The organism is Streptomyces sp. BYX5S (genome assembly GCF_054724165.1).
This window is the reverse complement of sequence record NZ_CM138829.1, coordinates 1,527,499-1,546,869: the sequence shown is the minus strand read 5'-3', so window position 1 is coordinate 1,546,869 and position 19,371 is coordinate 1,527,499. Positions and strand designations below refer to the sequence as shown.

Below are 19,371 nucleotides of genomic sequence, written 5' to 3'. Positions count from 1 at the left end.
TGCCTACGGCTGTACTCCTGGAGCCCGCATGCGCGCCGCCCGACTCACCCTTTCCACCGCCGTCGCCGCGGTGGCCGCCCTGACCGCCGTCACGGGCTGCACCGAGAAGAGCGACGCCAAGAGCGCCGGTTCCGGTGCCATCGAAGTGACCGCCGACGACGACAGCTGCACGGTGTCGAAGACCCGGTTCCCCGCGGGACACGTCGAGTTGGCGGTCGAGAACAAGGGGTCGCGGGTCACCGAGGTGGAGATCCTCTTCCCGGACGACCGGATCGTCTCCGAACGCGAGAACATAGGCCCCGGCACCCGGCACAGCCTCACCGCCGAGGTGAAGAGCGGCGACTACCGCATCGCCTGCATCCCCGGCATGAAGGGCAAGGGCCACCGCCAGGACGTGACGGCGACCGGCGGGCGGGCCGCGAAGCGCGACCCGCGCCTGGACAAGGTGGTCGCCTCCTACCGCGCGTACGCGCAGACCCAGGCCGACGAGACGCTGCCGAAGGTGAGGACCTTCACGGACGCGGTCCGCGACGGCGACCTGGACGCCGCGAAGAAGGCGTACGCGCTCTCCCGCATCGGCTGGGAGCGCACCGAGCCGGTCGCCGAGTCCTTCGGCGACATCGACCCGAAGGTCGACGTACGGGCCGACGGTCTCGAAGAGGGCCAGAAGTGGACCGACTGGCACCGCCTGGAGAAGGCGTTGTGGAAGGACAAGAAGCTCGGTGAGGAGGAGAAGGCACTCGCCGACCGGCTCGACAAGGACCTCAAGGACTGGCAGCAGCGGGTCGGCAAGGCCGAGATCACGCCCACCTCGATGGCCAACGGCGCCAAGGAACTCCTCGACGAGGTCGCCACCGGCAAGGTCACCGGCGAGGAGGAGCGCTACTCGCACACCGACCTCGTCGACTTCAAGGCCAACGTCGAGGGCGCCGAGAAGGCGTACGCGCTGCTGAAGCCGGTCGCCTCGGAGAACGACGCGGCGCTCACCAAGGAGCTCGACAAGCAGTTCGCCGCGCTGGACGAGCTGCTCGACAAGTACCGCGAGGACAAGAGCGGTTACGCGTTCACCTCCTACGACAAGGTCGGCAAGGCGGACCAGAAGGAACTGTCCGACGCCGTCAACGCGCTCGCCGAGCCGCTGTCGAAGCTGGCCGCGGCCGTCGTCGGGTAACGCGAGCGCGAGCACCACAGGAGACCTGCCATGACGGACAACTCCCCTTCCCCCTCCCGTCGTTCACTGCTCACCGTCGGCGGTGCCGGGCTCGCGCTCGGCGCCGCGGCCGCGGGCGGCGCCGTCGCCCTGGCCGGGTCCGGTGACGACGGCGCGGCGATGCGGCCCGCCGGTGACGCGGGCGGCGCGGTGCCCTTCCACGGGGCGCACCAGGCCGGGATCGCCACGGCCGTGCAGGACCGGCTGCACTTCGCCGCGTTCGACGTGAAGACGGACGACCGGGCCGAGTTCGTGCGGTTGCTGAAGGACTGGACGCGGGCGGCGGCCCGGATGACCGAGGGGCACACCGTCGGCGAGGGCGCGTACGGCGGGCTCGTCGAGGCGCCGCCGGACGACACCGGGGAGGCGCTCGGCCTCAAGCCGTCCCGGCTCACGCTGACGATCGGCTTCGGCCCGTCCCTCTTCGAGGAGCACGGCAGGGCCCTCGGCATCGCGGACCGGCGGCCCGAGGCGCTCGTCGACCTGCCGAAGTTCCCCGGCGAGAACCTGGAGAAGACCCGCAGCGGCGGCGACCTGTGCGTCCAGGCCTGCGCCGACGACCCGCAGGTCGCGGTGCACGCCATCCGCAACCTCGCCCGCATCGGCATGGGCAAGGTCGCCATCCGCTGGTCGCAGCTCGGCTTCGGCAAGACGTCGTCGACGACGCCGGACGCGCAGACCCCTCGTAACCTCATGGGCTTCAAGGACGGCACCCGCAACATCGCGGGCACCGAGCAGGACCGCCTCGACCGGCACGTGTGGGTGGACGCCGCGGACGCCGGGTGGATGAGGGGCGGCTCGTACCTCGTCGCCCGCCGGATCCGGATGAACATCGAGACCTGGGACCGTACGTCGCTCCAGGAGCAGGAGGACGTGTTCGGCCGGGACAAGGGCGAGGGCGCGCCCGTGGGCAAGGCGAAGGAGCGCGACGAGCCGTTCCTGAAGGCGATGAAGCCGGACGCCCACGTGCGGCTCGCGCACCCCGACTCCAACCACGGGGCGACGCTGCTGCGCCGCGGCTACTCGTTCACCGACGGCACCGACGGGCTCGGCCGGCTCGACGCGGGGCTGTTCTTCCTCGCGTACCAGAAGGACGTGCGCACGGGGTTCGTCCCGGTGCAGCGCAGCCTCGCGACGGACGCGCTCAACGAGTACATCCAGCACGTCGGTTCGGCGGTGTTCGCGGTGCCGCCCGGGGTGCGGGACGAGAAGGACTGGTGGGGCCGCGGCCTCTTCGAGCAGAAGCAGAAGGGGGCGTGAGCCACGATGTTCGCGAACTATCTGATCGGGCTGCGTGAGGGCCTGGAGGCCAGCCTCATCGTGTGCATCCTCGTCGCGTACCTGGTGAAGACGGAGCGGCGGGACGCGCTGAAGCCGGTGTGGGCCGGGATCGGTGTCGCCGTCCTGGTGTCGCTCGGGTTCGGGGCGGGCCTGGAGTTCGGCTCGCAGGAGTTGACGTTCCAGGCGCAGGAGGCGCTCGGCGGTTCGCTGTCGATCATCGCGGTGGGCCTGGTGACGTGGATGGTGTTCTGGATGCGGCGCACCGCCCGGCACCTGAAGGCGGAGCTGCACGGGAAGCTGGACAGCGCGCTCCGGATGGGCACGGCGGCGCTGGTCGTGACCGCGTTCCTGGCCGTCGGCAGGGAAGGCCTTGAGACCTCCCTCTTCGTATGGACGGCCGTGCACGCCACCAGCAACGGCACCACGGACCCGGTGTTCGGCGCGCTCCTCGGGCTCGCCACCGCGGTGGTCCTCGGCTGGCTGTTCTACCGGGGCGCGCTGCGCATCAACCTGGCGAGGTTCTTCACGTGGACCGGCGGCATGCTGGTCGTCGTGGCGGCGGGCGTCCTCGCGTACGGCGTCCACGACCTCCAGGAGGCCGGCTTCGTCGGCGGTCTGAACGACCTGGCCTTCGACGTCAGTTCCACGATCGCGCCCGACGGCTGGCTCGGCACGCTGCTCAAGGGCGTCTTCAACTTCCAGCCCGATCCGACGGTCCTCCAGGTCACCGTCTGGTTCGTCTACCTTGTCCCCACCCTCGCCCTGTTCCTCGCGCCGCCCGGACTGTTCTCCCGCAGGGTCGCGGCAGTGCGTGCCTCTTCTTCCCGGTAGGGTTCGGGCCCGAAGGGGCGCGGGGAGCGGAAGGTGAAACGAACGTCATGAGCGAGGCCAGGAACAGGTTCGGCCGGCCCGTCGCGGCGGCTGCCGCCGCGGTCGTGCTGTCCCTCACCGCGAGCGGCTGTGTGACCGTGCACGGTGAGCTGGAGATCGTCCCGACGACCACGAAGGCGCAGGCGGCGCGCGCCCTCGACACCTTCGTCGACGCCTACAACAAGGCGGACGAGACGTACGACCGGGAGGCCGACGCGAAGTACGTCACCGGGGCGCTCGGCGCGATCGACGCCGCCAAGATGAAGGCGGGCCGCGCCCTCCACCCGGACGGCAACCCGAAGCACGCGCCGCTGAAGCTCACCGATACGCGGATCACGGTGCCGAAGAAGGCGGGCTGGCCGCGCTGGTTCGTTACCGACTCGGCCAACAGCCGGGTCCCCGGCTACCGCTGGGTCATGGTCTTCACCCACAACACCGAGAAGGCGCCGTGGGCGGTGTCGTACCTGTCGCTGCTGCGCAACGGCACCGTGCCCAAGTTCAAGACGGACAAGGACGGTTGGGGCGAGGCGGTGAAGCCGGACGCGTCCGGGCTCGCGCAGCGTCCCAAGGACATCGGCGAGCGGTACACCCAGTACCTCAAGAAGGGTGGCGAGACGTTCGCGGAGGGCCCGCACACCACGCGGTGGCGCGCGACCCGCGAGAAGGTGGCCTCGCGGCCCGGTCTCGCCATCCAGTTCATCGACGAGCCGCTGAACTCCGGGGACTACGCGCCGGTGGCGCTGCGCACCGCGAACGGCGGGGCGCTCGTCTTCTTCACGACGCGCCGCTACGAGAAGCTGACCGCGTCGCCCGGGAGCAATCTGCCGACGATCGGGGCGGATGTGAAGGCGCTCATGACGGGCGACGCGAAGCAGTCGGCGATGTACGGGTACGTGTCGGGGCAGGCGGCGATCGACCCGCCGGGGGCGTCGGAGAAGGTCAGCGTCGTCTCGCGGGTCGAGGGGATCACGACGGCCGAGGGCAGCTGAGGGTCCGCCCGTCCGTCGTCGCGGTCGCGGGGCGCTGCCCCGGACCCCGCTCCTCAATCGCCGGAGGGGCTTGAATGGGTTACGGCCAGGCGGAGGTGAAGTCGGGTTCGGCGCCCACGTAGCGGGCGCAGGCGTCCGTGAGGGATTCGAGGAGGGTGAGCGGGTCCGGGAGGGGGTGCTCGGGGCCGCGGATCCAGGTCACGGACCGCTCACCCGGCAGCCGGGCCGGCGGCACCAGCACGTACGAGCCGCGGCAGTGCCAGCGCAGACCGGGGTGCTCGTCCATGGTCTCGGGATGGCAGTCCAGCTCGCACGGCCACCACTCGTCCTCCTCGTCCGGCGTCCCGCGCGTGGCCGTGAAGAACAGCATGCGGTCGCCGCCGGACTCGGCGACGGGGCCGACCTCGACGCCGGAGGCCAGCAGCCGCTCCAGCGCCTCGTGCCCGGCCTCCAGCGGGACGTCGAGCACGTCGTGGACCATGCCCGTCGCGGTGATGAAGTTGGCCTGCGGCTGGTGCCTCGCCCAGCGCTCGATCTGCGAACGGTCCGTCGTGGACTGGGTCTGCCAGGCGAAGGAGACGGGGTGCCTGCCGGGCGTCGGACAGCCCACGCGGTTGCAGGAGCACCGGTAGTCGGCGGGGTACGCGGCCGGGGCCAGCGGCAGCCCGGCGGCGGCAGCGGCGAGCAGCAGGTCCTCACGGTCCGCGTCGGGTGCCCCGGTGTCCTTCGGGCCTCGCGCGGCCCGCAGCCACCGTGAGATCAGGCCGCCCCCCTCGCGCCCCGCCGTACCGCCGTGCCCGCCGAATAGGCGGCCCTGCTCCGTGCCCATCAATCCCCTCACCATCGCCGTCAAGCCGTCGCTGTCGGCCGAGTCCGGATGAACCTTGGACCAAAAGTGTCCCACCATCCTGCTCCTCGGGTGGCCACAGTCCACATCCGGGGTGGGTGAGGGCGCGCGGGGCCGGTTCTCAGGGGCGGCGGCCGCCGATTCCGTAGAGGGCGTACTCGACGATCGTGTCCGCGTACGCGTGGTCGAGCGGGCCGGTGTTCTGGAGCCAGCGCTGGGCGAGCGGTCCGGAGAACAGGTCGCGGGCGACGACCGGGTCGACCTCGGCGCGGACCTGGCCGGCCTCCTGCGCGGCGCGCAGCCTGGCGGCGTACAGGTCGAGGCCGGGCATGAGGAGTTTGGCGACGAAGTCCTCGGCGAAGTCCCGGTTGGCGAGTCCTTCTGCGGCGAGGGCGCGGGCCGGGGCCTCGAAGCGGGGGTCCTTGAGCTCGTCGACGGTGGCGCGCAGCACCAGCTTGAGGTCGGCCTCGATGTCGCCGGTGTCGGGCAGGGCGTCGAAGTCGAGCGGGTAGTCCGGGTGGTTCTCGGCGGCCGCCTCCTGGTTGCGCTCGCCGAGGTCGATGAAGGCCTCCATCAGCACTTCGGCCTTCGAGCCCCACCATCGGTAGATCGTCTGCTTGCCGACACCGGCGCGGGCGGCGATGCCCTCGATGGTGGTGCGCGGGTAGCCGATCTCTCCCACGAGGGTGAGGGCGGCGTCGTAGATCGCGCGGCGGGAGCGTTCGCTGCGGCGGGCGGCGTCGGGGGCGGCCTTCTTCGACGACTGGCTCTTCGTGGATGACGTGGATGACATGGTTCGAATGTAGCAGCGAGCGAGCCGAGACGGTCCGTCTTGTTCGGGGTTGACAAGACGGACCGTCTCGCGCACAGTGGAGCACGTCAACCCAACGAGACGATACGTATCGTCGCACCGTCCGAGGAGGACACCCATGACCCGAGGTGGAGCAGGCGGCATGCTGGGCGTCGGCGGCGCCCGCAGCAACATGTCCCGCAAGGCGATGCGCGGCGGCGGCCGCGGCGGGCGCGTCGGCGGCGGGGGCGTCGACCCCGTGGCGCAGAAGCGTGAGCTGCTGCGCCGACTCCAGGAGAGGCGCGGCACGCACGACGCGTCGTGATCAGGGCCGGCCGTGAACCACCCGTTCGGTTCACAGCCCCGAGGGCTCCTCCGACCGCACCATGGGCTTCACCCAGTCCTGCGGTCATGAGGAGCCCTCATTGCGTAATCCGCGCCTTGTCGAACGTCGCGCCACACCCCGGCGCTATCTCATGTGCCCACCGGCACACTTCAAGGTCACCTACTCGATCAACCCGTGGATGGACCCGGCGAAACCCGTCGACGTGCCGCTCGCGGTCGCCCAGTGGGAGGACCTCGTCGGCCGCTACCGCGCGCTCGGCCACACCGTGGAACTGCTCGCCCCGCGGCCCGGCCTCCCGGACATGGTGTTCGCGGCGAACGGCGCGACCGTGGTGGACGGGCGGGTGCTCGGCGCCCGGTTCGCGCATCCGCAGCGGGAGCCGGAGGCCGCGGCGCACCTGGAGTGGTTCCGGGCGCACGGCTACGCGGACGTGCGCGAGCCGGTGCACGTCAACGAGGGCGAGGGCGACTTCGCCGTCACCGCGTCCTACGTGCTCGCGGGGCGGGGCTTCCGGGCCTCGCCGCTGTCGCACGGGGAGGCGCAGGAGTGCTTCGGGCGGCCCGTGATCGGCCTCGACCTGATCGACCCCCGCTTCTACCACCTGGACACGGCGCTGGCCGTCCTCGACGACGCGGACGACTCCGTCATGTACTACCCGGGGGCGTTCTCGGCGGGGAGCCGGGAGGTGTTGCGGCGGATGTTCCCCGATGCGGTGGTGGCTTCGGAGGAGGATGCGGTGGCCTTCGGCCTGAACGCGGTGTCGGACGGGCGCAATGTGCTGCTGCCGCAGGGGGCGGTGGGGTTGTTCGGGGCGCTGCGTGAACGGGGGTTCGTTCCGGTCGGGCTCGACCTGGGCGAGCTCCTGAAGGGCGGCGGAAGCGTCAAGTGCTGCACCCTGGAGCTCCGCCCCTGACCCCTTCCTCCGCACCCTCACGACGGGTGGGCCCTCCCCCCTGCCACGGGTGGGCCATCCAAGCCCCTGCGGCGATTGAGCAGGCCTTTTGAGCCCCAGGCGCCGGGTGACCCCATCAAGCCCCTGCGGCGTTTGAGCAGGCCTTTAAGCCCCTGCGGCGATTGAGCAGGCGGCTCCCGGGCCGAACCCCGGGGCTCCGCCCCGGACCCCGCTCCTCAATCGCCGGAGGGGCTTGAGGGTTGACCGGAGGGGCTTGATGGTTGACCGGAAGGGCTTGAGGGGATGGCCGGAGGGGCTGAAAAGGGTCACCCGCCAGACGGGCTTGAAGGGCCGGACGGGGGCGTGAACGGGGCGCCCCAGTCCGTCTTGCGGGCCTCGCGGTACGCCGCACCGTGCCGCTTCGTCACCGTGACCCGGTCCAGGCGACCAGCCGCTTCGCAGAGGTCGAGCAACACCTGCCCCTTACGAATCTGCGGCTTGCGCACGACCCGCGCGGGCGCCGGCGTCACGGGGAACCGGGTCGCGGCGACGTAGGCGAACTTCTCGTCCTCGTACGCCAGCGACCCGCCCTTGACCTGGCGGTGGAGCGAGGAGCGCGCGACCCGCGCCGAGAAGTGGCACCAGTCCGTGCCCGGCACGATGGGGCACGCCCCGCTGTGCGGGCAGGGCGCGGCGACGTGGAACCCGGCGGCGACGAGCCGCTCGCGGGCCTCGATGACGCGCGCGTACCCGTCCGGCGTGCCCGGCTCGATGATCACGACGGCCCCCGTGGCGGAGCCCACCGCCGCGTCGACCACGGCCGCGCGGTCGGACTCGGTCAGCTCCTTCAGCACGTAGGAGACCGTCACGAGGTCCGCCCCGGGCGTCCCACCCACGCCGATCCGCCCCCGCTCCCACCGCACGCACCGCACCAACTCCGGCTCGGAGGCGGCCAGTTCACGGCCGAGGTCGAGCGCGGGCTGCGACCAGTCGACGACGGTGGTGGGCCGCTCCCCCGGCCACACGTCGCGCGCCGCCCACACGGCGGCCCCGGTGCCGCCCCCGATGTCGAGGTGGTCGGCGGGCTTCCAGTCCGCCACGTCGGCCAGCGCGTCGAGCGCGGAGCGCACCGCCTCGAACGTGGCCGGCATGCGGTACGCCGCGTACGCCACGACGTCCGCCCGCTCCCGCAGGATCGGGGCGTCGGTCGGGGTGGTGCCCCGGTAGTTGGCGATGAGCCGGTCGACGGCCTTGGCCGCCTGCGTGGGCGGGAGGCCGTCGAGGAGCCCGGCGAGGGCCGTGCGGAGGGTGTCGGAGGACGACTGGAGGGGGGCGTTCACCCCACGATTCTACGAAGGCCTCAGATCACGGCCCGCGCCAACCGGGTCCCGGCCGCCACACGCGGCCCGTTGGCCGGGCCCCGGCGGCGCGGGTGCACGGTGTTCGCGAGGAGGACGAGGAACGTGTCCGTGGCCGGGTCGATCACCAGGGACGTGCCCGTGAAGCCGGTGTGGCCCGCCGCGCCGCGCCCCGCCAGCTCGCCCATGAACCACGACTGGTCGAGCCGGAAGCCGAGGCCCGGCGGCGTCAGCATCAGGTCGACGAAGTCGGGGCCGAGGATCCGGGCCGTGCCGTAGGAGCCGCCGGCGAGCAGGGTGCGGCACAGCACCGCCAGGTCGTGGGCCGTGGCGAACAGGCCCGCGTGTCCCGCGACCCCGCCGAGCGCCCACGCGTTCTCGTCGTGCGCCTCGCCGCGCAGCATGCCCCGGTCGGCCTTGCCCCAGGGGCGGCGCTGGTCCTCGGTGGCGGCGGCGTCGGGGCGGGGCCCGTAGGAGGTGGCGGACATGCCGAGGGGGCGGGTGATGCCCTCGCGGATCAGGACGTCGAGGGGGCGGGCCGTGACGCGCTCCAGGACCTGCTGGAGGAGCAGCATGTTCAGGTCGGAGTAGAGGTAGTCGCCGGGCCGCGAGGAGGGCGCCTCGGCGCGCAGCAGCTCCAGGCGGGAGGCGGTGTCCGGGGCGTCGTACAGCGGGAGTTCGGGGCGCAGGCCCGAGGTGTGGGTGAGGAGTGCGCGGATGGTGATGCCGTGCCGGGCGGCGGCCTTGAACTCGGGGACGTAGGCGCCGACCTTCGCGTCGATGCCGAGCCGGCCGCGCTCGATCTGCTGCACGGCGGCGATGGAGGTGAAGAGTTTGGTGAGGGAGGCGAGGTCGAAGGCGGTGTTCGCGGTCATGGGGACGCGGGCGCCGGGCGGGAGTTCGACGCCGGTGTCGGTCGTCTCGTCGTACGACGCGTAGCGCACCGCCCAGCCGCAGGCGGCCTCCGCCGCGATCACCGGGCCGCGCCCGGCGAGCAGGACGACTCCGGCGCACCAGGGTCTCGGCCCCTCGGGCAGCACGCGGACCTCGCGGACCAGCTCCGCGAGCTGTGCCGCGTCGAGTCCCGCCCGCTCGGGGGTGCCGTGGCGCAGTCGTGGGGAGTTCAGCGCGCAGCCACCTCCCCCGCCGGGCGCTGCCGCCAGGGGCGGCAGAGCGTCACGAAGGCGAGCGCCGCGATGAGCCCGCTGACGAGCTGCACCAGGGCCATCGGGACCGCCGTGTGCTCGCCCGCGATGCCCACGAGCGGCGAGGCGATCGCGCCGACGAGGAACGAGGCGGTGCCGAGCAGGGCGGAGGCGGAGCCCGCCGCGTGCGGGGTGCGCATGAGGGCGAGGGCGTTGGTGTTGGGCGTGGTCAGGGCCATCGACGCCATGAGGACAAAGAGGCCGGCGGCCACGGGGGCGAGGCCCAGTTCCTCGGGGTCGCCGAGGACACCGGTCGCGGCGAGCAGCAGGAACGTGGCGGACAGGATCACCAGCGTGAGGCCGACGGCGAGCACCTTGTCGAGGTTGACGCGGCCGACGAGCACCTTGCCATTGAGCTGGCCGACGGCGATCAGGCCGATCGAGTTGAGGCCGAAGAGGAGGCTGAACGTCTGCGGGGACGCTCCGTAGATCTCCTGGATGACGAACGGGCTGGCGCTCACGTACGCGAAGAGCGCGGCGAACGCGAAGCCGCCGACCACCGTGTAGCCGAGGAACGCGCGGTCGGCGAGCAGGCCGCGCATCGTGCGCAGCGCCTCCCCGGTGCCGCCGCCGTGCCGCCGCTCGGGCGCGAGGGTCTCGGGCAGGTACTTCCACACGACGGCGGTGAGCGCGACGCCGATGACGGTGAGCACGACGAAGACGCCGCGCCAGTCGGTGAACCGCAGGACCTGGCCGCCGATGAGCGGCGCCACGATCGGGGCGATGCCGGAGATCAGCATGAGCGAGGAGAAGAACCTCGCCATCGCGACCCCGTCGTAGAGGTCGCGGGCGACGGCGCGCGCGATCACGATGCCCGCCGAGCCGGCGAGGCCCTGGAGGAGCCGGAAGGCGATGAGCAGGGCGGCGTTCGGGGCGAACGCGCAGATCGCGGTGGCGACGACGTAGACGATCAGGCCGATGACGAGCGGCCTGCGGCGGCCCCACTTGTCGCTCATCGGACCAACGACCAGCTGCCCGAGCGCCATGCCGGTCAGGCAGGCGGTGAGGGTGAGCTGGGCGGTGGCGGCCGAGGTGCCCAGGGAACCGGTGACCTCCGGCAGCGCCGGGAGGTACATGTCCATCGAAAGCGGCGGTACGGCGGTCAGACCGCCGAGGAGGAAGGTGACGAGCAGGCCCGCTCCGGCACCGACTGCCGCCTTGGGTACGGGAGTTGGCGCGGCGCCGAGGACCTCACCGGTCGCGTCCTCCCCCGTGGTGCTCCCGGTGGAACATCCGCTTTCCTTCATTCCGCCGCCCCTCGTTTCCCTTCGTCTCTCCCCGGCCACATGTGCGATTCCCTATGCTCTCAGCTCGGCGGAGCGGTCGAGACCAATATCTGGAGTGGGTGGGGCACGATGGCAGAGCGGGTGCGCTGGGGAATTCTCGCGACGGGCGGTATCGCCGCGTCGTTCACGGCCGATCTGCTCGATCTGCCGGACGCGGAGGTCGTCGCGGTGGCCTCGCGGAAGGAGACCTCGGCGAAGGCCTTCGCCGAGCGGTTCGGGATCGAGCGGGCGTACGGCGACTGGGCCTCGCTCGCGGCGGACGACGATGTGGACGTGGTGTACGTCGCGACGCCGCACGCCGCGCACCGGGAGGCGGCCGGGCTGTGCCTGGAGGCCGGGCGTGCGGTGCTGTGCGAGAAGGCGTTCACGCTGAACGCGCGGGAGGCGGCGGAGCTGGTGACGCTGGCCCGCTCGCGGGGCGTGTTCCTGATGGAGGCCATGTGGATGTACTGCAATCCGCTGGTGCGGCGGATGAAGGCGCTGGTCGACGACGGGGCGATCGGTGAGGTGCGCACGGTGCAGGCCGACTTCGGGCTCGCGGGCCCGTTCCCGCCCGCGCACCGGTTGCGTGACCCCGCGCAGGGCGGCGGCGCGCTGCTGGACCTCGGGGTGTACCCGGTGTCGTTCGCGCACCTGCTGCTCGGGGAGCCGTCCGGGGTGGCGGCGTCGGCGCAGCTGTCCGAGGAGGGCGTCGACCTCCAGACCGGGATGCTGCTGTCGTGGGACAGCGGCGCCCACGCGCTGCTGCACTGCGCGCTGAACGCCGGTACGGGCGTGACCGCCTCGGTCACCGGCTCGGCGGGGCGGATCGACATCCCGTCCGGGTTCTTCTCCCCGGAGCGGTTCGTGCTGCACCGCGACGGGCGGGACCCGGAGGAGTTCACGGCGGCGCCCGAGGACGGTCCGCACGATTCGATGCGGCACGAGGCGATCGAGGTGATGCGGCGGATCCGGGCGGGCGACACGGAGTCGCCGCTGGTGCCGCTGGAGGGTTCGCTCGCCGTGATGCGGACGCTCGACACCGTCAGGGAACGGGTCGGCGTCCGCTATCCCGGCGAGGACTGACGGCCCCTACGCGGGCTTGAGGCCCGGCTCCCCGGCGGCCGTCACGAACGAGGCCGCCGTGGTGAGGCCCGCTCCGGGCGTGGTCACCGCGGACACCGTCTTGAAGTCGGCGCGGGCCGCGTCCTGGCCCAGCTCCACGGTCACGTAACCGCGCTGGCCGTTGTAGTGCTTCATGTGCGGGTTGCGGGCGAGGTAGCCGGCCCAGTTGGACGGCTTCGCGGAGCCGTCCTTGCCGCTGGTGATCGAGGTCGTGACGATCTCGGTGCCGACGGTGCGCGAGTCCGGGTCGGCGGCGTCCCGCTTGATGTCCATGGCGTACGAGACGTGGACGTCGCCGGTGAGGACCATCAGGTTCTCGACGCGGGCGGCGTCGGCGCCCTTGAGGATGCGCTCGCGGGAGGCCGGGTAGCCGTCCCAGGAGTCCATGGACAGCGTGGTGTTGCCCGCGGTCGGGCTGTTGCGGCGGGAGAAGGTGACCTGCTGCGGGACGACGTTCCACAGGGCCTTCGAGTCGCGCCAGCCGTTGGTGAGCCAGCGCTCCTGCGTGAAGCCGGGCAGTGTCTGCGAGGCGGCCTCGGACTCGGGCGTCGGCGTCTTCCAGCCGTCACCGTTGGCCTGGTCGGTGCGGTACTGGCGGGTGTCGAGGATGTCGAACTGGGCGAGCCGGCCCCAGTGCAGGCGCCGGTACAGCTTCATGTCGGGGCCGCTCGGCACCTGCGGGCGGCGCAGCGGCTGGTTCTCCCAGTACGCGCGGTACGCGGAGGCGCGGCGCAGCAGGAACTCCTCGGGCGGGTTGCCGTTCTCGTCGGTGTCGCCCGCGTAGTTGTTCTCGGTCTCGTGGTCGTCCCAGGTGACGACGAAGGGGTGCGCGGCGTGCGCGGCCCGCAGGTCCGGGTCGGACTTGTAGAGGGCGTACCGCAGCCGGTAGTCCTCCAGCGTCACGGTCTCCCGGTTGAAGACGTCGGGCAGTACGCGGTCGGTGTAGTTCCGGGCGCCGCCGACGGAGGTCACGGCGTACTCGTACAGGTAGTCGCCGAGGTGGAACACGACGTCGACGTCGTCCTGGGCGAGGTGCTGGTACGCGGTGTAGTAGCCGTCGTGGTACGCCTGGCAGGACACGGCGGCGAGGGTGAGCGCGGAGGCCTTGGCGGCCGTGGCGGGCGCGGTGCGGGTGCGGCCGGTCCCGCTGACCCAACTGCCCACGCGGAAGCGGTAGTAGTACACGCGCCCGGCGGCCAGCTTGTCGACCTCGACGTGCACGGTGTGGTGGTACTCGGGGTGCGCGGTGGCGGTGCCGCGCCGCACCACGCGCCGGAACCGCTCGTCGTGGGCGAGCTCCCACTGGACGTCGACGCGGGCGGCGGGCAGTCCGCTGTCGGCCTCGAACGGGGACGGGGCGAGGCGGGTCCACAACAGGACGGAGTCGGGCAGCGGGTCGCCGGAGGCGACGCCCAGCGTGAACGGGTCGCTCTTGATCTTCCGGGCGTCCAGCTCGGCGGCGGCCGCGGTACCGGCGGTCGGCAGGTTGGTCGCGAAGGCGAGCGCGGCGGCGGCGCCGGTCACCGTGAGGAAACGTCTGCGGCCCAAGTGCTGGGCGGCGACGCGGAGTTCGGGGGCGTGCTGCGGTATGCGGGGCATGAAGCGTTATTGGAGTGGCCCGGGACGACGTACTGCTGTCGCGTACACAACAGCCACATGGCGGAGCGGTGATCTCCGCATGGCCGGCCGACCCGTACGCTGCGGCCTCATGAACGCTTCGACAACGGACACCACCGCGCGCGCCGCCGTCGTCACCGGCGCGGGCTCCGGCATCGGCCGGGCCGTCGCCCTGGAACTGCTGCGCGCGGGCTGGCGGGTGGCGCTCGCGGGCCGCCGCACGGAGACCCTGGAGGAGACGGCGGGCCTCGCCCCGGGGACGGACTCCCTGGTGGTCCGCGCGGACGTGTCGGACGCCGAGGCCGTGGCGGCCCTCTTCGCCACCGTCCGCGACCGCTTCGGCCGCCTCGACCTGCTCTTCAACAACGCGGGCACGTTCGGCCCCGGCGGCGTGGGCATCGAGGACCTCGACTACGACGCGTGGCGGCAGGTCGTCGACGTCAACCTCAACGGGGCGTTCCTGTGCGCGCGGGCGGCGTTCCGGCAGATGAAGGAGCAGGACCCGCAGGGCGGCCGGATCATCAACAACGGCTCCATCTCGGCGCACGCGCCGCGCCCGCGCTCGATCGCGTACACGACGACGAAGCACGCCCTGACCGGCCTGACGAAGTCGCTCTCCCTGGACGGCCGCCCCTACCGGATCGCCTGCGGCCAGATCGACATCGGCAACGCGGCGACCGACATGACCGAGGTCATGCAGCGCGGCATCCCGCAGGCGAACGGGGAGCTGGCCGCGGAGCCGGTGATGGACGTCGCGGACGTGGGCCGCACGGTGCGGCACATGGCGGAGCTGCCGCTGGAGGCGAACGTGCAGTTCGCGACGGTGCTGGCCACGAACATGCCGTACATCGGCCGCGGCTGATCCCCGGCCCCGGCGTCACTCGAACGGGCCCGCGCACCGCGTGCGGGCCCCGCGCGTGCCGGACGGTGAAGTCATGACCTGCTCACGATTTCGTACGTCCGTGAAGTCCCGCTCCCGACGGATCGACCTCGGGCTGCTCGCGCTGCGCGTCGGCACCGGCGGGGTGCTCGCCGCGCACGGCGCGCAGAAGCTGCTCGGCTGGTTCGGCGGCGGCGGGGTGTCCGGCACGACCGCCGGCATGGAAGCCATGGGGTACCACCCGCCGAAGGCGAGCGCCATCGCCGCCGGGCTCGGCGAGGCGGGCGGCGGCGCGCTGCTCGCGCTCGGGCTCGCGACACCGGTGGGCGGTGCGGCCGCCGCCGGGACCATGGCGGGCGCCGCCGCGGTGCACGCGCCCAACGGGTTCTTCGCGCAGGGCGGCGGCTACGAGTACCCGGCGTTCCTCGGCTTCGTCGCGGCGGGCCTCGCGGTGACCGGCGCGGGCCGCTACTCCCTCGACCACGCGCTCGGCCACGCCCTGGACCGGCACTGGATGGTGCCGGCGGCGCTCGTCGGGGCGGGGGCGGCGGCGCTGGCCGTCGTGGCGACCCGCAACAAGCAGGTGGCCGCGGCCCAGGACGACACGGAAGCGGGCTGACCCGCCCACCCTCTAACCTCGTCGCCCGTGACGACGAACGACGACGATGCCCTGTGGACGACGGTCGAGCGGTTGCGGGCCTGGCTCGACGCGAACAACTCCCGGCCGCCCCAGGAGGCGCTGCTGCTGCGGATGCTGAAGCTCTCCGAGGAGGTCGGGGAGGTGTCAGAGGCGGTGATCGGGGCGATCGGCCAAAATCCACGCAAGGGCGTGAGCCATTCGTGGGCCGACGTCGAGTCCGAACTCTGCGACGTGATCCTCACGGCCCTGGTCGCCCTCGGCACCCTGACCCCGGACCCGCGCTCCACGCTCGCCACCCACGCCAACCGGGTAGCCACCCGCTCCCTTCCCCCATCAAGCCCCTCCGACGGGTGAGCCCTTTTCAAGCCCCTCCGGCGATTGAGGAGCGGGGTCCGGGGCGGAGCCCCGGGGTTCGACCCGGGAGCCGCCTGCTCAATCGCCGCAGGGGCTTGAAAGGCCTGCTCAATCGCCGCAGGGGCTTGAAGGGGCGGAGGGGCTTGATCAGAGCCGCCCCAGCTCCCGCAGCAGGGGCACCACTTGACCGCCGACCGCCGGGGCGAGCCGTACATCGTCGCAGCCGTCGGTCCAGCGCAGGGCCGCCAGCTCGGCAGCCGGGGACGGGGTACCGGACAACGTCGCGGCGAACACCACCATCCGCATCGGCACGCCCTCCAGCGCCGCCACGTCCTCCACCACGGCGAGCCGCTCGATGTCGCCCGGCACGACACCGAGCTCCTCGTCCAACTCGCGCGCCAGCGTCTCCTCGGGACGTTCCCCCGGCTCCGGCTTGCCGCCCGGCAGATAGAAGACGTCCGGCGCCGCCTGCTTGCTGACGACGAGCAGCCGCCCTTCCCGCACAACGGCCGCGGCGACCACGTTCATGACTGTTCCCTGGTGCATGCGGCGATTCTCTCCCGGTTACGCTGGCGTGGATCACTGGCCACGGATCACAGGGGGCACGGAATGGGCGACGGCATCGTCACGGCGGTCAGCAGCAACGGCACGTACTCCTTCACGAAGCCGAACCGCGACAGCATCACCCTGCTCGCGGGCCTCGGCGTGGAGGGCGACGTACACGCCGGCGTCACCGTCAAGCACCGCTCGCGCGTCGCCCAGGACCCCACCCAGCCGAACCTCCGCCAAGTGCACCTGATGCACGAGGAGTTGTTCGGGGAGGTCGCCGACGCGGGCCACGCGGTACGCCCCGGCGACCTCGGCGAGAACATCACGACCCGCGGCATCGACCTCCTCGCCCTGCCCACCGGGGCCCTGCTGCACCTCGGGGAGGACGGCGCGGTCGTCGAGGTCACGGGCCTGCGCAATCCGTGCCTCCAGATCGACGCGTTCCAGGACGGGCTGCTGAAGAAGGTCGTGGGGCGGGACCCGGAGACCGGCGCGATCGTCCGGAAGGCCGGGATCATGAGCGTCGTACGGGAGGGCGGAGAGGTCCGCCCCGGCGACACGATCCGCGTGGAGCTCCCGGCGGAGCCGTTCGTGCCGCTCGACCGCGTCTGACGCCCCGACGGCGGGCGTCAGGTGAACGGCTACCATCGCCGCCATGACTGACAGGCACCGAAGCACCGAACTCCCGCGCCTGGGTGTGGCCATCGTCACCATGGGCAACCGGCCCAAGGACGTGGACGCCCTCCTGGAATCGGTGGCCAAGCAGGATGCGGTGCCCACCCGCGTCGTCATGATCGGCAACGGGACGCCGCTGCCCGCGTACCCCGGCTACCCGTTCGAGGTCACGACCGTCGAGCTGGACGACAACCTCGGCTGCCCCGGCGGCCGCAACGTCGCGCTCGCCCGGCTGCGCGAGTTCGGCGACGTGGACGTGGCCGTGGAGCTCGACGACGACGGGCTGCTCGTCGACGCCGACGTGTTCTCGACCATCCAGCGCCTGTTCGCCGAGGACCCGAAGCTCGGCATCGTCGGCTTCCGGATCGCCGACGAGCTCGGCGAGACCCAGCGCCGCCACGTGCCCCGGCTGCGCGCCAAGGACCCGATGCGGCGCGGGCTCGTCACCGCGTTCCTCGGCGGCGCCCACGGCTTCTCGATGAAGATGCTGGAGGAGACGGGCGACTGGCCCGCCGAGTTCTTCTTCACCCACGAGGAGACCGACCTGGCCTGGCGCGCCCTGGACGCCGGCTGGAAGGTCCTCTACGAGCCCGCCCTCCTGCTCCAGCACCCGAAGACGTCCCCGGCCCGGCACGCCGTCTACCACCGGATGACCGCCCGGAACCGGGTGTGGCTGGCCCGCCGCCGTCTCCCCCTGCCGCTGATCCCGCTGTACCTCGCGGTGTGGACGGGCATCACCCTGCTGCGCACGAGGTCGCTCGGCGGTCTGCGCGCCTGGGCGGGCGGCTTCGCCGAGGGCGTGCGCGCGTCCGCCGGTGAGCGGCGCCCGATGCGCTGGCGGACGGTGTGGCGGATGACGCGGCTCGGCCGCCCGCCGCTGATCTGACGCGACGGACGGCCGGGCGGGGTCGTCAGGACTGCGTACGCCGCCTGCGCGTGGCGTACACCGTGCCCGCGCCGGCCGCGGCGATCAGCCCGGCGGCCGCGGCGAGCGTTCCGGCCGGGACGTCCGCCCCGGTCGCGGCGAGCGAACCACCGGTCGTGGAACCGGTGCCGCCGGTGGTCGAACCGGTGCCGGCAGCGCCCGTCGTGCCCGAAGTGCCGCCGCTCGTCCCCCCGTTGGAGCCGCCCGAACCGCCCGCGGGCAGCTCGGCGTTCTCGTCGAGGGAGACGGCGACGGTGACCGGGTCGAGCGCGGCGCCCGCCTCGTAGAAGCCGCCGAAGGCCTTGGCGCCGTCGGCGGTGAGGGTCGCGGCGGCGCCCTTCACCTCGACGACGTCGTCCTTCGCGGTGAGAGCGCCGGAGCCGAGCTTCAGGGTGGCGACGGTCAGGCCGTCGTACGTGGAGACCTTGCCGGTCTCCTGGTCCTTGCTGGAGACGTCGGCGACGAGCTTGCCGCTGCCGCCCTTCGCCGTCACCCGAAGCTGGCTGAATTGCAGGTCGAGGGCGTAGTCGCCGCCTTCCTGGTGGCCGAGGAAGCGGACCTTGCCGGTGAACGTGGCGTCCAGCGACGTGGCGTCGGCGTCGTAGCTGCCGCTCGCGTCGCCGAATCGGTACCCGGAGCCGTTCTTGCCCGCGCCGCCGGAGAGTTCGACCTTGCCCTTGGCGATGGGGCCCGTGATGTACGTACGGAAGGACTCCTTGACGCCCCAGTCCAGGTTGCCGTCGACGATCTCGCCGGAGACGGCCGCGTCGGTGTTCCCGGTCGCGGACGCGGTCGGCTTGCCGGTCGGCGTCGCGGTCTTCGTGGGCTTCGGCTCGGCGGTCGCCGGGTCGGTCGGCTTCGGCGACGTGGTCGGCGGGGCGGACGGCTCGGGCGAGGAGGGGGCCGCGGTGACGGTCAGCGTCGCCGGGTCGAGGGCGGTGCCCTCCTTGTACATGCCGTTGAAGGCCGCGGCGCCGTCGGCGGTCAGCGTCGCCGGGATGTCCTTGAAGGTCATGGCGCCGCCCGCGCCCTGCCCCGGCTTCACGGCGGACAGGTCGAGCGTGGCGAACTCGATGTCGTTCTGGGTGGTGCCGTTGAGGGTGACGTCGGCGTCGATGTGGCCGGTCGTGCCGGAGGTCACCACCTTCACGTCGGCGACCTTGATGTCGAAGCCGTGCGCGGTGGAGGCGAACCGGACGGCGCCCTTGAACGCGGTGTCCGTGCCGTGCGTCGCCGTGTCGTAGGTGCCGGTGCCGCCACTGAAGGTGAAGGGGCCGTTGTCGGCGGCCTGGGTGGCTCCGTCGGTCGCCTCGATCTTCCCGGCGGCGATGCCGGTGACGTACTTGCGGAAGGACTCCTTGATGCCCCAGTCGAGGGTGCCGTCCTTCAGCTCGACGGTGGGCGCGGCCTTTTCGGCGGCGAAGGCGGGCAGGCTCAGCGCGCCGCTGCCGAGCACGACGGCGGTGGCCGCGGCGAGGGCTATCGGGTGTCTGGTGAGGTGCTTACGGGTGCGAGACATGGGGTTCTTTCCTCAACTCTTCGGGAGGGAGCGC

Annotated in this window: 20 protein-coding genes; 12 read left to right on the top strand and 8 right to left on the bottom strand. The window is 72.4% G+C overall.

The annotated features are described in order from the left end of the window. Positions 1-28 precede the first annotated feature (28 nt). From efeO to ACYBSK_RS06925, 4 genes are read left to right on the top strand one after another with little or no spacing between them, the layout of a single operon-like run. A complete protein-coding gene (gene efeO / locus ACYBSK_RS06940; RefSeq protein ID WP_460245507.1) occupies positions 29-1,171 on the top strand; it encodes an iron uptake system protein EfeO in 1,143 nt (380 codons plus the stop codon). 30 nt (positions 1,172-1,201) lie between these two features. Further along, a complete protein-coding gene (gene efeB, locus ACYBSK_RS06935; protein ID WP_457475973.1) occupies positions 1,202-2,470 on the top strand; it encodes an iron uptake transporter deferrochelatase/peroxidase subunit in 1,269 nt (422 codons plus the stop codon). Between the two features lie 6 nt (positions 2,471-2,476). Next, a complete protein-coding gene (gene efeU / locus ACYBSK_RS06930; RefSeq protein ID WP_457475972.1) occupies positions 2,477-3,322 on the top strand; it encodes an iron uptake transporter permease EfeU in 846 nt (281 codons plus the stop codon). 47 nt (positions 3,323-3,369) lie between these two features. After that, on the top strand, positions 3,370-4,350 hold the full coding sequence (locus ACYBSK_RS06925) for a hypothetical protein (protein ID WP_457475971.1): 981 nt from the start codon (positions 3,370-3,372) through the stop codon (positions 4,348-4,350). 79 nt (positions 4,351-4,429) lie between these two features. On the opposite strand, the gene ACYBSK_RS06920 is transcribed toward ACYBSK_RS06925, so the two are convergent. Next, complete coding sequence (locus ACYBSK_RS06920; RefSeq protein WP_460245506.1) at positions 4,430-5,179, bottom strand: bifunctional DNA primase/polymerase; 750 nt, start codon at positions 5,177-5,179, stop codon at positions 4,430-4,432. A 139-nt stretch (positions 5,180-5,318) separates the two neighbouring features. Beyond that, a complete protein-coding gene (locus ACYBSK_RS06915; protein ID WP_460245505.1) occupies positions 5,319-5,990 on the bottom strand; it encodes a TetR/AcrR family transcriptional regulator in 672 nt (223 codons plus the stop codon). Positions 5,991-6,126: 136 nt separating this feature from the next. Between ACYBSK_RS06915 and ACYBSK_RS06910 the strand changes: the two genes are divergently transcribed. Together ACYBSK_RS06910 and ddaH are read left to right on the top strand one after the other, a co-directional pair. Next, on the top strand, positions 6,127-6,312 hold the full coding sequence (locus ACYBSK_RS06910; protein ID WP_457475968.1) for a DUF6243 family protein: 186 nt from the start codon (positions 6,127-6,129) through the stop codon (positions 6,310-6,312). A 151-nt stretch (positions 6,313-6,463) separates the two neighbouring features. Then, complete coding sequence (gene ddaH, locus ACYBSK_RS06905; protein ID WP_460245504.1) at positions 6,464-7,246, top strand: dimethylargininase; 783 nt, start codon at positions 6,464-6,466, stop codon at positions 7,244-7,246. A gap of 305 nt (positions 7,247-7,551) precedes the next feature. On the opposite strand, the gene ACYBSK_RS06900 is transcribed toward ddaH, so the two are convergent. Genes ACYBSK_RS06900 through ACYBSK_RS06890 form a run of 3 tightly spaced genes read right to left on the bottom strand, consistent with a single transcriptional unit; the run spans position 7,552 to position 11,035 of the window. Then, positions 7,552-8,565, bottom strand: a complete 1,014-nt coding sequence (locus tag ACYBSK_RS06900) for a small ribosomal subunit Rsm22 family protein (RefSeq protein ID WP_460245503.1) — start codon at positions 8,563-8,565, stop codon at positions 7,552-7,554. Between the two features lie 20 nt (positions 8,566-8,585). Continuing rightward, positions 8,586-9,746 (bottom strand): serine hydrolase domain-containing protein, encoded by a 1,161-nt coding sequence (locus tag ACYBSK_RS06895; RefSeq protein WP_460246972.1) that lies wholly within the window; start codon positions 9,744-9,746, stop codon positions 8,586-8,588. Beyond that, positions 9,707-11,035, bottom strand: coding sequence for a multidrug effflux MFS transporter (locus ACYBSK_RS06890; protein ID WP_460245502.1), 1,329 nt, complete (start codon positions 11,033-11,035; stop codon positions 9,707-9,709). Before ACYBSK_RS06890 ends, ACYBSK_RS06895 begins: the two co-directional genes overlap by 40 nt. Positions 11,036-11,143: 108 nt before the next feature. On the opposite strand from ACYBSK_RS06890, the gene ACYBSK_RS06885 reads away from it, so the two are divergent. Next, positions 11,144-12,139 (top strand): Gfo/Idh/MocA family protein, encoded by a 996-nt coding sequence (locus ACYBSK_RS06885; RefSeq protein WP_460245501.1) that lies wholly within the window; start codon positions 11,144-11,146, stop codon positions 12,137-12,139. A 6-nt stretch (positions 12,140-12,145) separates the two neighbouring features. On the opposite strand, the gene ACYBSK_RS06880 is transcribed toward ACYBSK_RS06885, so the two are convergent. Further along, positions 12,146-13,777: an alkaline phosphatase D family protein gene (locus tag ACYBSK_RS06880; RefSeq protein WP_460245500.1), complete on the bottom strand. Its 1,632-nt coding sequence runs from the start codon at positions 13,775-13,777 to the stop codon at positions 12,146-12,148. A gap of 79 nt (positions 13,778-13,856) precedes the next feature. Here ACYBSK_RS06880 and ACYBSK_RS06875 point away from each other — a divergent pair, with 79 nt between their 5' ends. From ACYBSK_RS06875 to ACYBSK_RS06865, 3 genes are all read left to right on the top strand, one after another. Beyond that, complete coding sequence (locus ACYBSK_RS06875) at positions 13,857-14,657, top strand: SDR family oxidoreductase (RefSeq protein ID WP_460245499.1); 801 nt, start codon at positions 13,857-13,859, stop codon at positions 14,655-14,657. A 73-nt stretch (positions 14,658-14,730) separates the two neighbouring features. After that, entirely contained in the window at positions 14,731-15,294 is a 564-nt protein-coding gene (locus tag ACYBSK_RS06870; protein WP_460245498.1) for a DoxX family protein, read from the top strand. A 27-nt stretch (positions 15,295-15,321) separates the two neighbouring features. Beyond that, positions 15,322-15,669, top strand: coding sequence for a MazG-like family protein (locus tag ACYBSK_RS06865; protein WP_460245497.1), 348 nt, complete (start codon positions 15,322-15,324; stop codon positions 15,667-15,669). Between the two features lie 147 nt (positions 15,670-15,816). Here the strand turns inward: ACYBSK_RS06865 and ACYBSK_RS06860 are convergent, their stop codons facing one another. Further along, the gene (locus ACYBSK_RS06860) at positions 15,817-16,215 is read right to left on the bottom strand and encodes an NUDIX hydrolase (protein ID WP_457475963.1); all 399 of its coding nucleotides are present in this window, start codon (positions 16,213-16,215) and stop codon (positions 15,817-15,819) included. A gap of 63 nt (positions 16,216-16,278) precedes the next feature. Here ACYBSK_RS06860 and ACYBSK_RS06855 point away from each other — a divergent pair, with 63 nt between their 5' ends. Together ACYBSK_RS06855 and ACYBSK_RS06850 are read left to right on the top strand one after the other, a co-directional pair. Continuing rightward, the gene (locus ACYBSK_RS06855) at positions 16,279-16,830 is read left to right on the top strand and encodes an MOSC domain-containing protein (RefSeq protein ID WP_460245495.1); all 552 of its coding nucleotides are present in this window, start codon (positions 16,279-16,281) and stop codon (positions 16,828-16,830) included. A 43-nt stretch (positions 16,831-16,873) separates the two neighbouring features. Further along, a complete protein-coding gene (locus ACYBSK_RS06850) occupies positions 16,874-17,779 on the top strand; it encodes a glycosyltransferase family 2 protein (protein WP_457475961.1) in 906 nt (301 codons plus the stop codon). A 25-nt stretch (positions 17,780-17,804) separates the two neighbouring features. Here the strand turns inward: ACYBSK_RS06850 and ACYBSK_RS06845 are convergent, their stop codons facing one another. Next, complete coding sequence (locus ACYBSK_RS06845; protein WP_460245494.1) at positions 17,805-19,337, bottom strand: HtaA domain-containing protein; 1,533 nt, start codon at positions 19,335-19,337, stop codon at positions 17,805-17,807. Positions 19,338-19,371 lie beyond the last annotated feature (34 nt).

Bases quoted from the DNA above. Each gene is read 5' to 3' on its own strand.
- ACYBSK_RS06880 (WP_460245500.1), bottom strand. From the start codon at position 13,777: ATGCCCCGCATACCGCAGCACGCCCCCGAACTCCGCGTCGCCGCCCAG.
- ACYBSK_RS06870 (WP_460245498.1), top strand. From the start codon at position 14,731: ATGACCTGCTCACGATTTCGTACGTCCGTGAAGTCCCGCTCCCGACGG.
- ACYBSK_RS06875 (WP_460245499.1), top strand. From the start codon at position 13,857: ATGGCCGGCCGACCCGTACGCTGCGGCCTCATGAACGCTTCGACAACG.
- ddaH (WP_460245504.1), top strand. From the start codon at position 6,464: ATGTGCCCACCGGCACACTTCAAGGTCACCTACTCGATCAACCCGTGG.
- efeO (WP_460245507.1), top strand. From the start codon at position 29: ATGCGCGCCGCCCGACTCACCCTTTCCACCGCCGTCGCCGCGGTGGCC.
- ACYBSK_RS06845 (WP_460245494.1), bottom strand. From the start codon at position 19,337: ATGTCTCGCACCCGTAAGCACCTCACCAGACACCCGATAGCCCTCGCC.
- ACYBSK_RS06915 (WP_460245505.1), bottom strand. From the start codon at position 5,990: ATGTCATCCACGTCATCCACGAAGAGCCAGTCGTCGAAGAAGGCCGCC.
- ACYBSK_RS06855 (WP_460245495.1), top strand. From the start codon at position 16,279: ATGGGCGACGGCATCGTCACGGCGGTCAGCAGCAACGGCACGTACTCC.
- efeB (WP_457475973.1), top strand. From the start codon at position 1,202: ATGACGGACAACTCCCCTTCCCCCTCCCGTCGTTCACTGCTCACCGTC.
- ACYBSK_RS06910 (WP_457475968.1), top strand. From the start codon at position 6,127: ATGACCCGAGGTGGAGCAGGCGGCATGCTGGGCGTCGGCGGCGCCCGC.
- ACYBSK_RS06925 (WP_457475971.1), top strand. From the start codon at position 3,370: ATGAGCGAGGCCAGGAACAGGTTCGGCCGGCCCGTCGCGGCGGCTGCC.
- ACYBSK_RS06850 (WP_457475961.1), top strand. From the start codon at position 16,874: ATGACTGACAGGCACCGAAGCACCGAACTCCCGCGCCTGGGTGTGGCC.
- ACYBSK_RS06860 (WP_457475963.1), bottom strand. From the start codon at position 16,215: ATGCACCAGGGAACAGTCATGAACGTGGTCGCCGCGGCCGTTGTGCGG.
- ACYBSK_RS06890 (WP_460245502.1), bottom strand. From the start codon at position 11,035: ATGAAGGAAAGCGGATGTTCCACCGGGAGCACCACGGGGGAGGACGCG.
- efeU (WP_457475972.1), top strand. From the start codon at position 2,477: ATGTTCGCGAACTATCTGATCGGGCTGCGTGAGGGCCTGGAGGCCAGC.
- ACYBSK_RS06885 (WP_460245501.1), top strand. From the start codon at position 11,144: ATGGCAGAGCGGGTGCGCTGGGGAATTCTCGCGACGGGCGGTATCGCC.
- ACYBSK_RS06920 (WP_460245506.1), bottom strand. From the start codon at position 5,179: ATGGGCACGGAGCAGGGCCGCCTATTCGGCGGGCACGGCGGTACGGCG.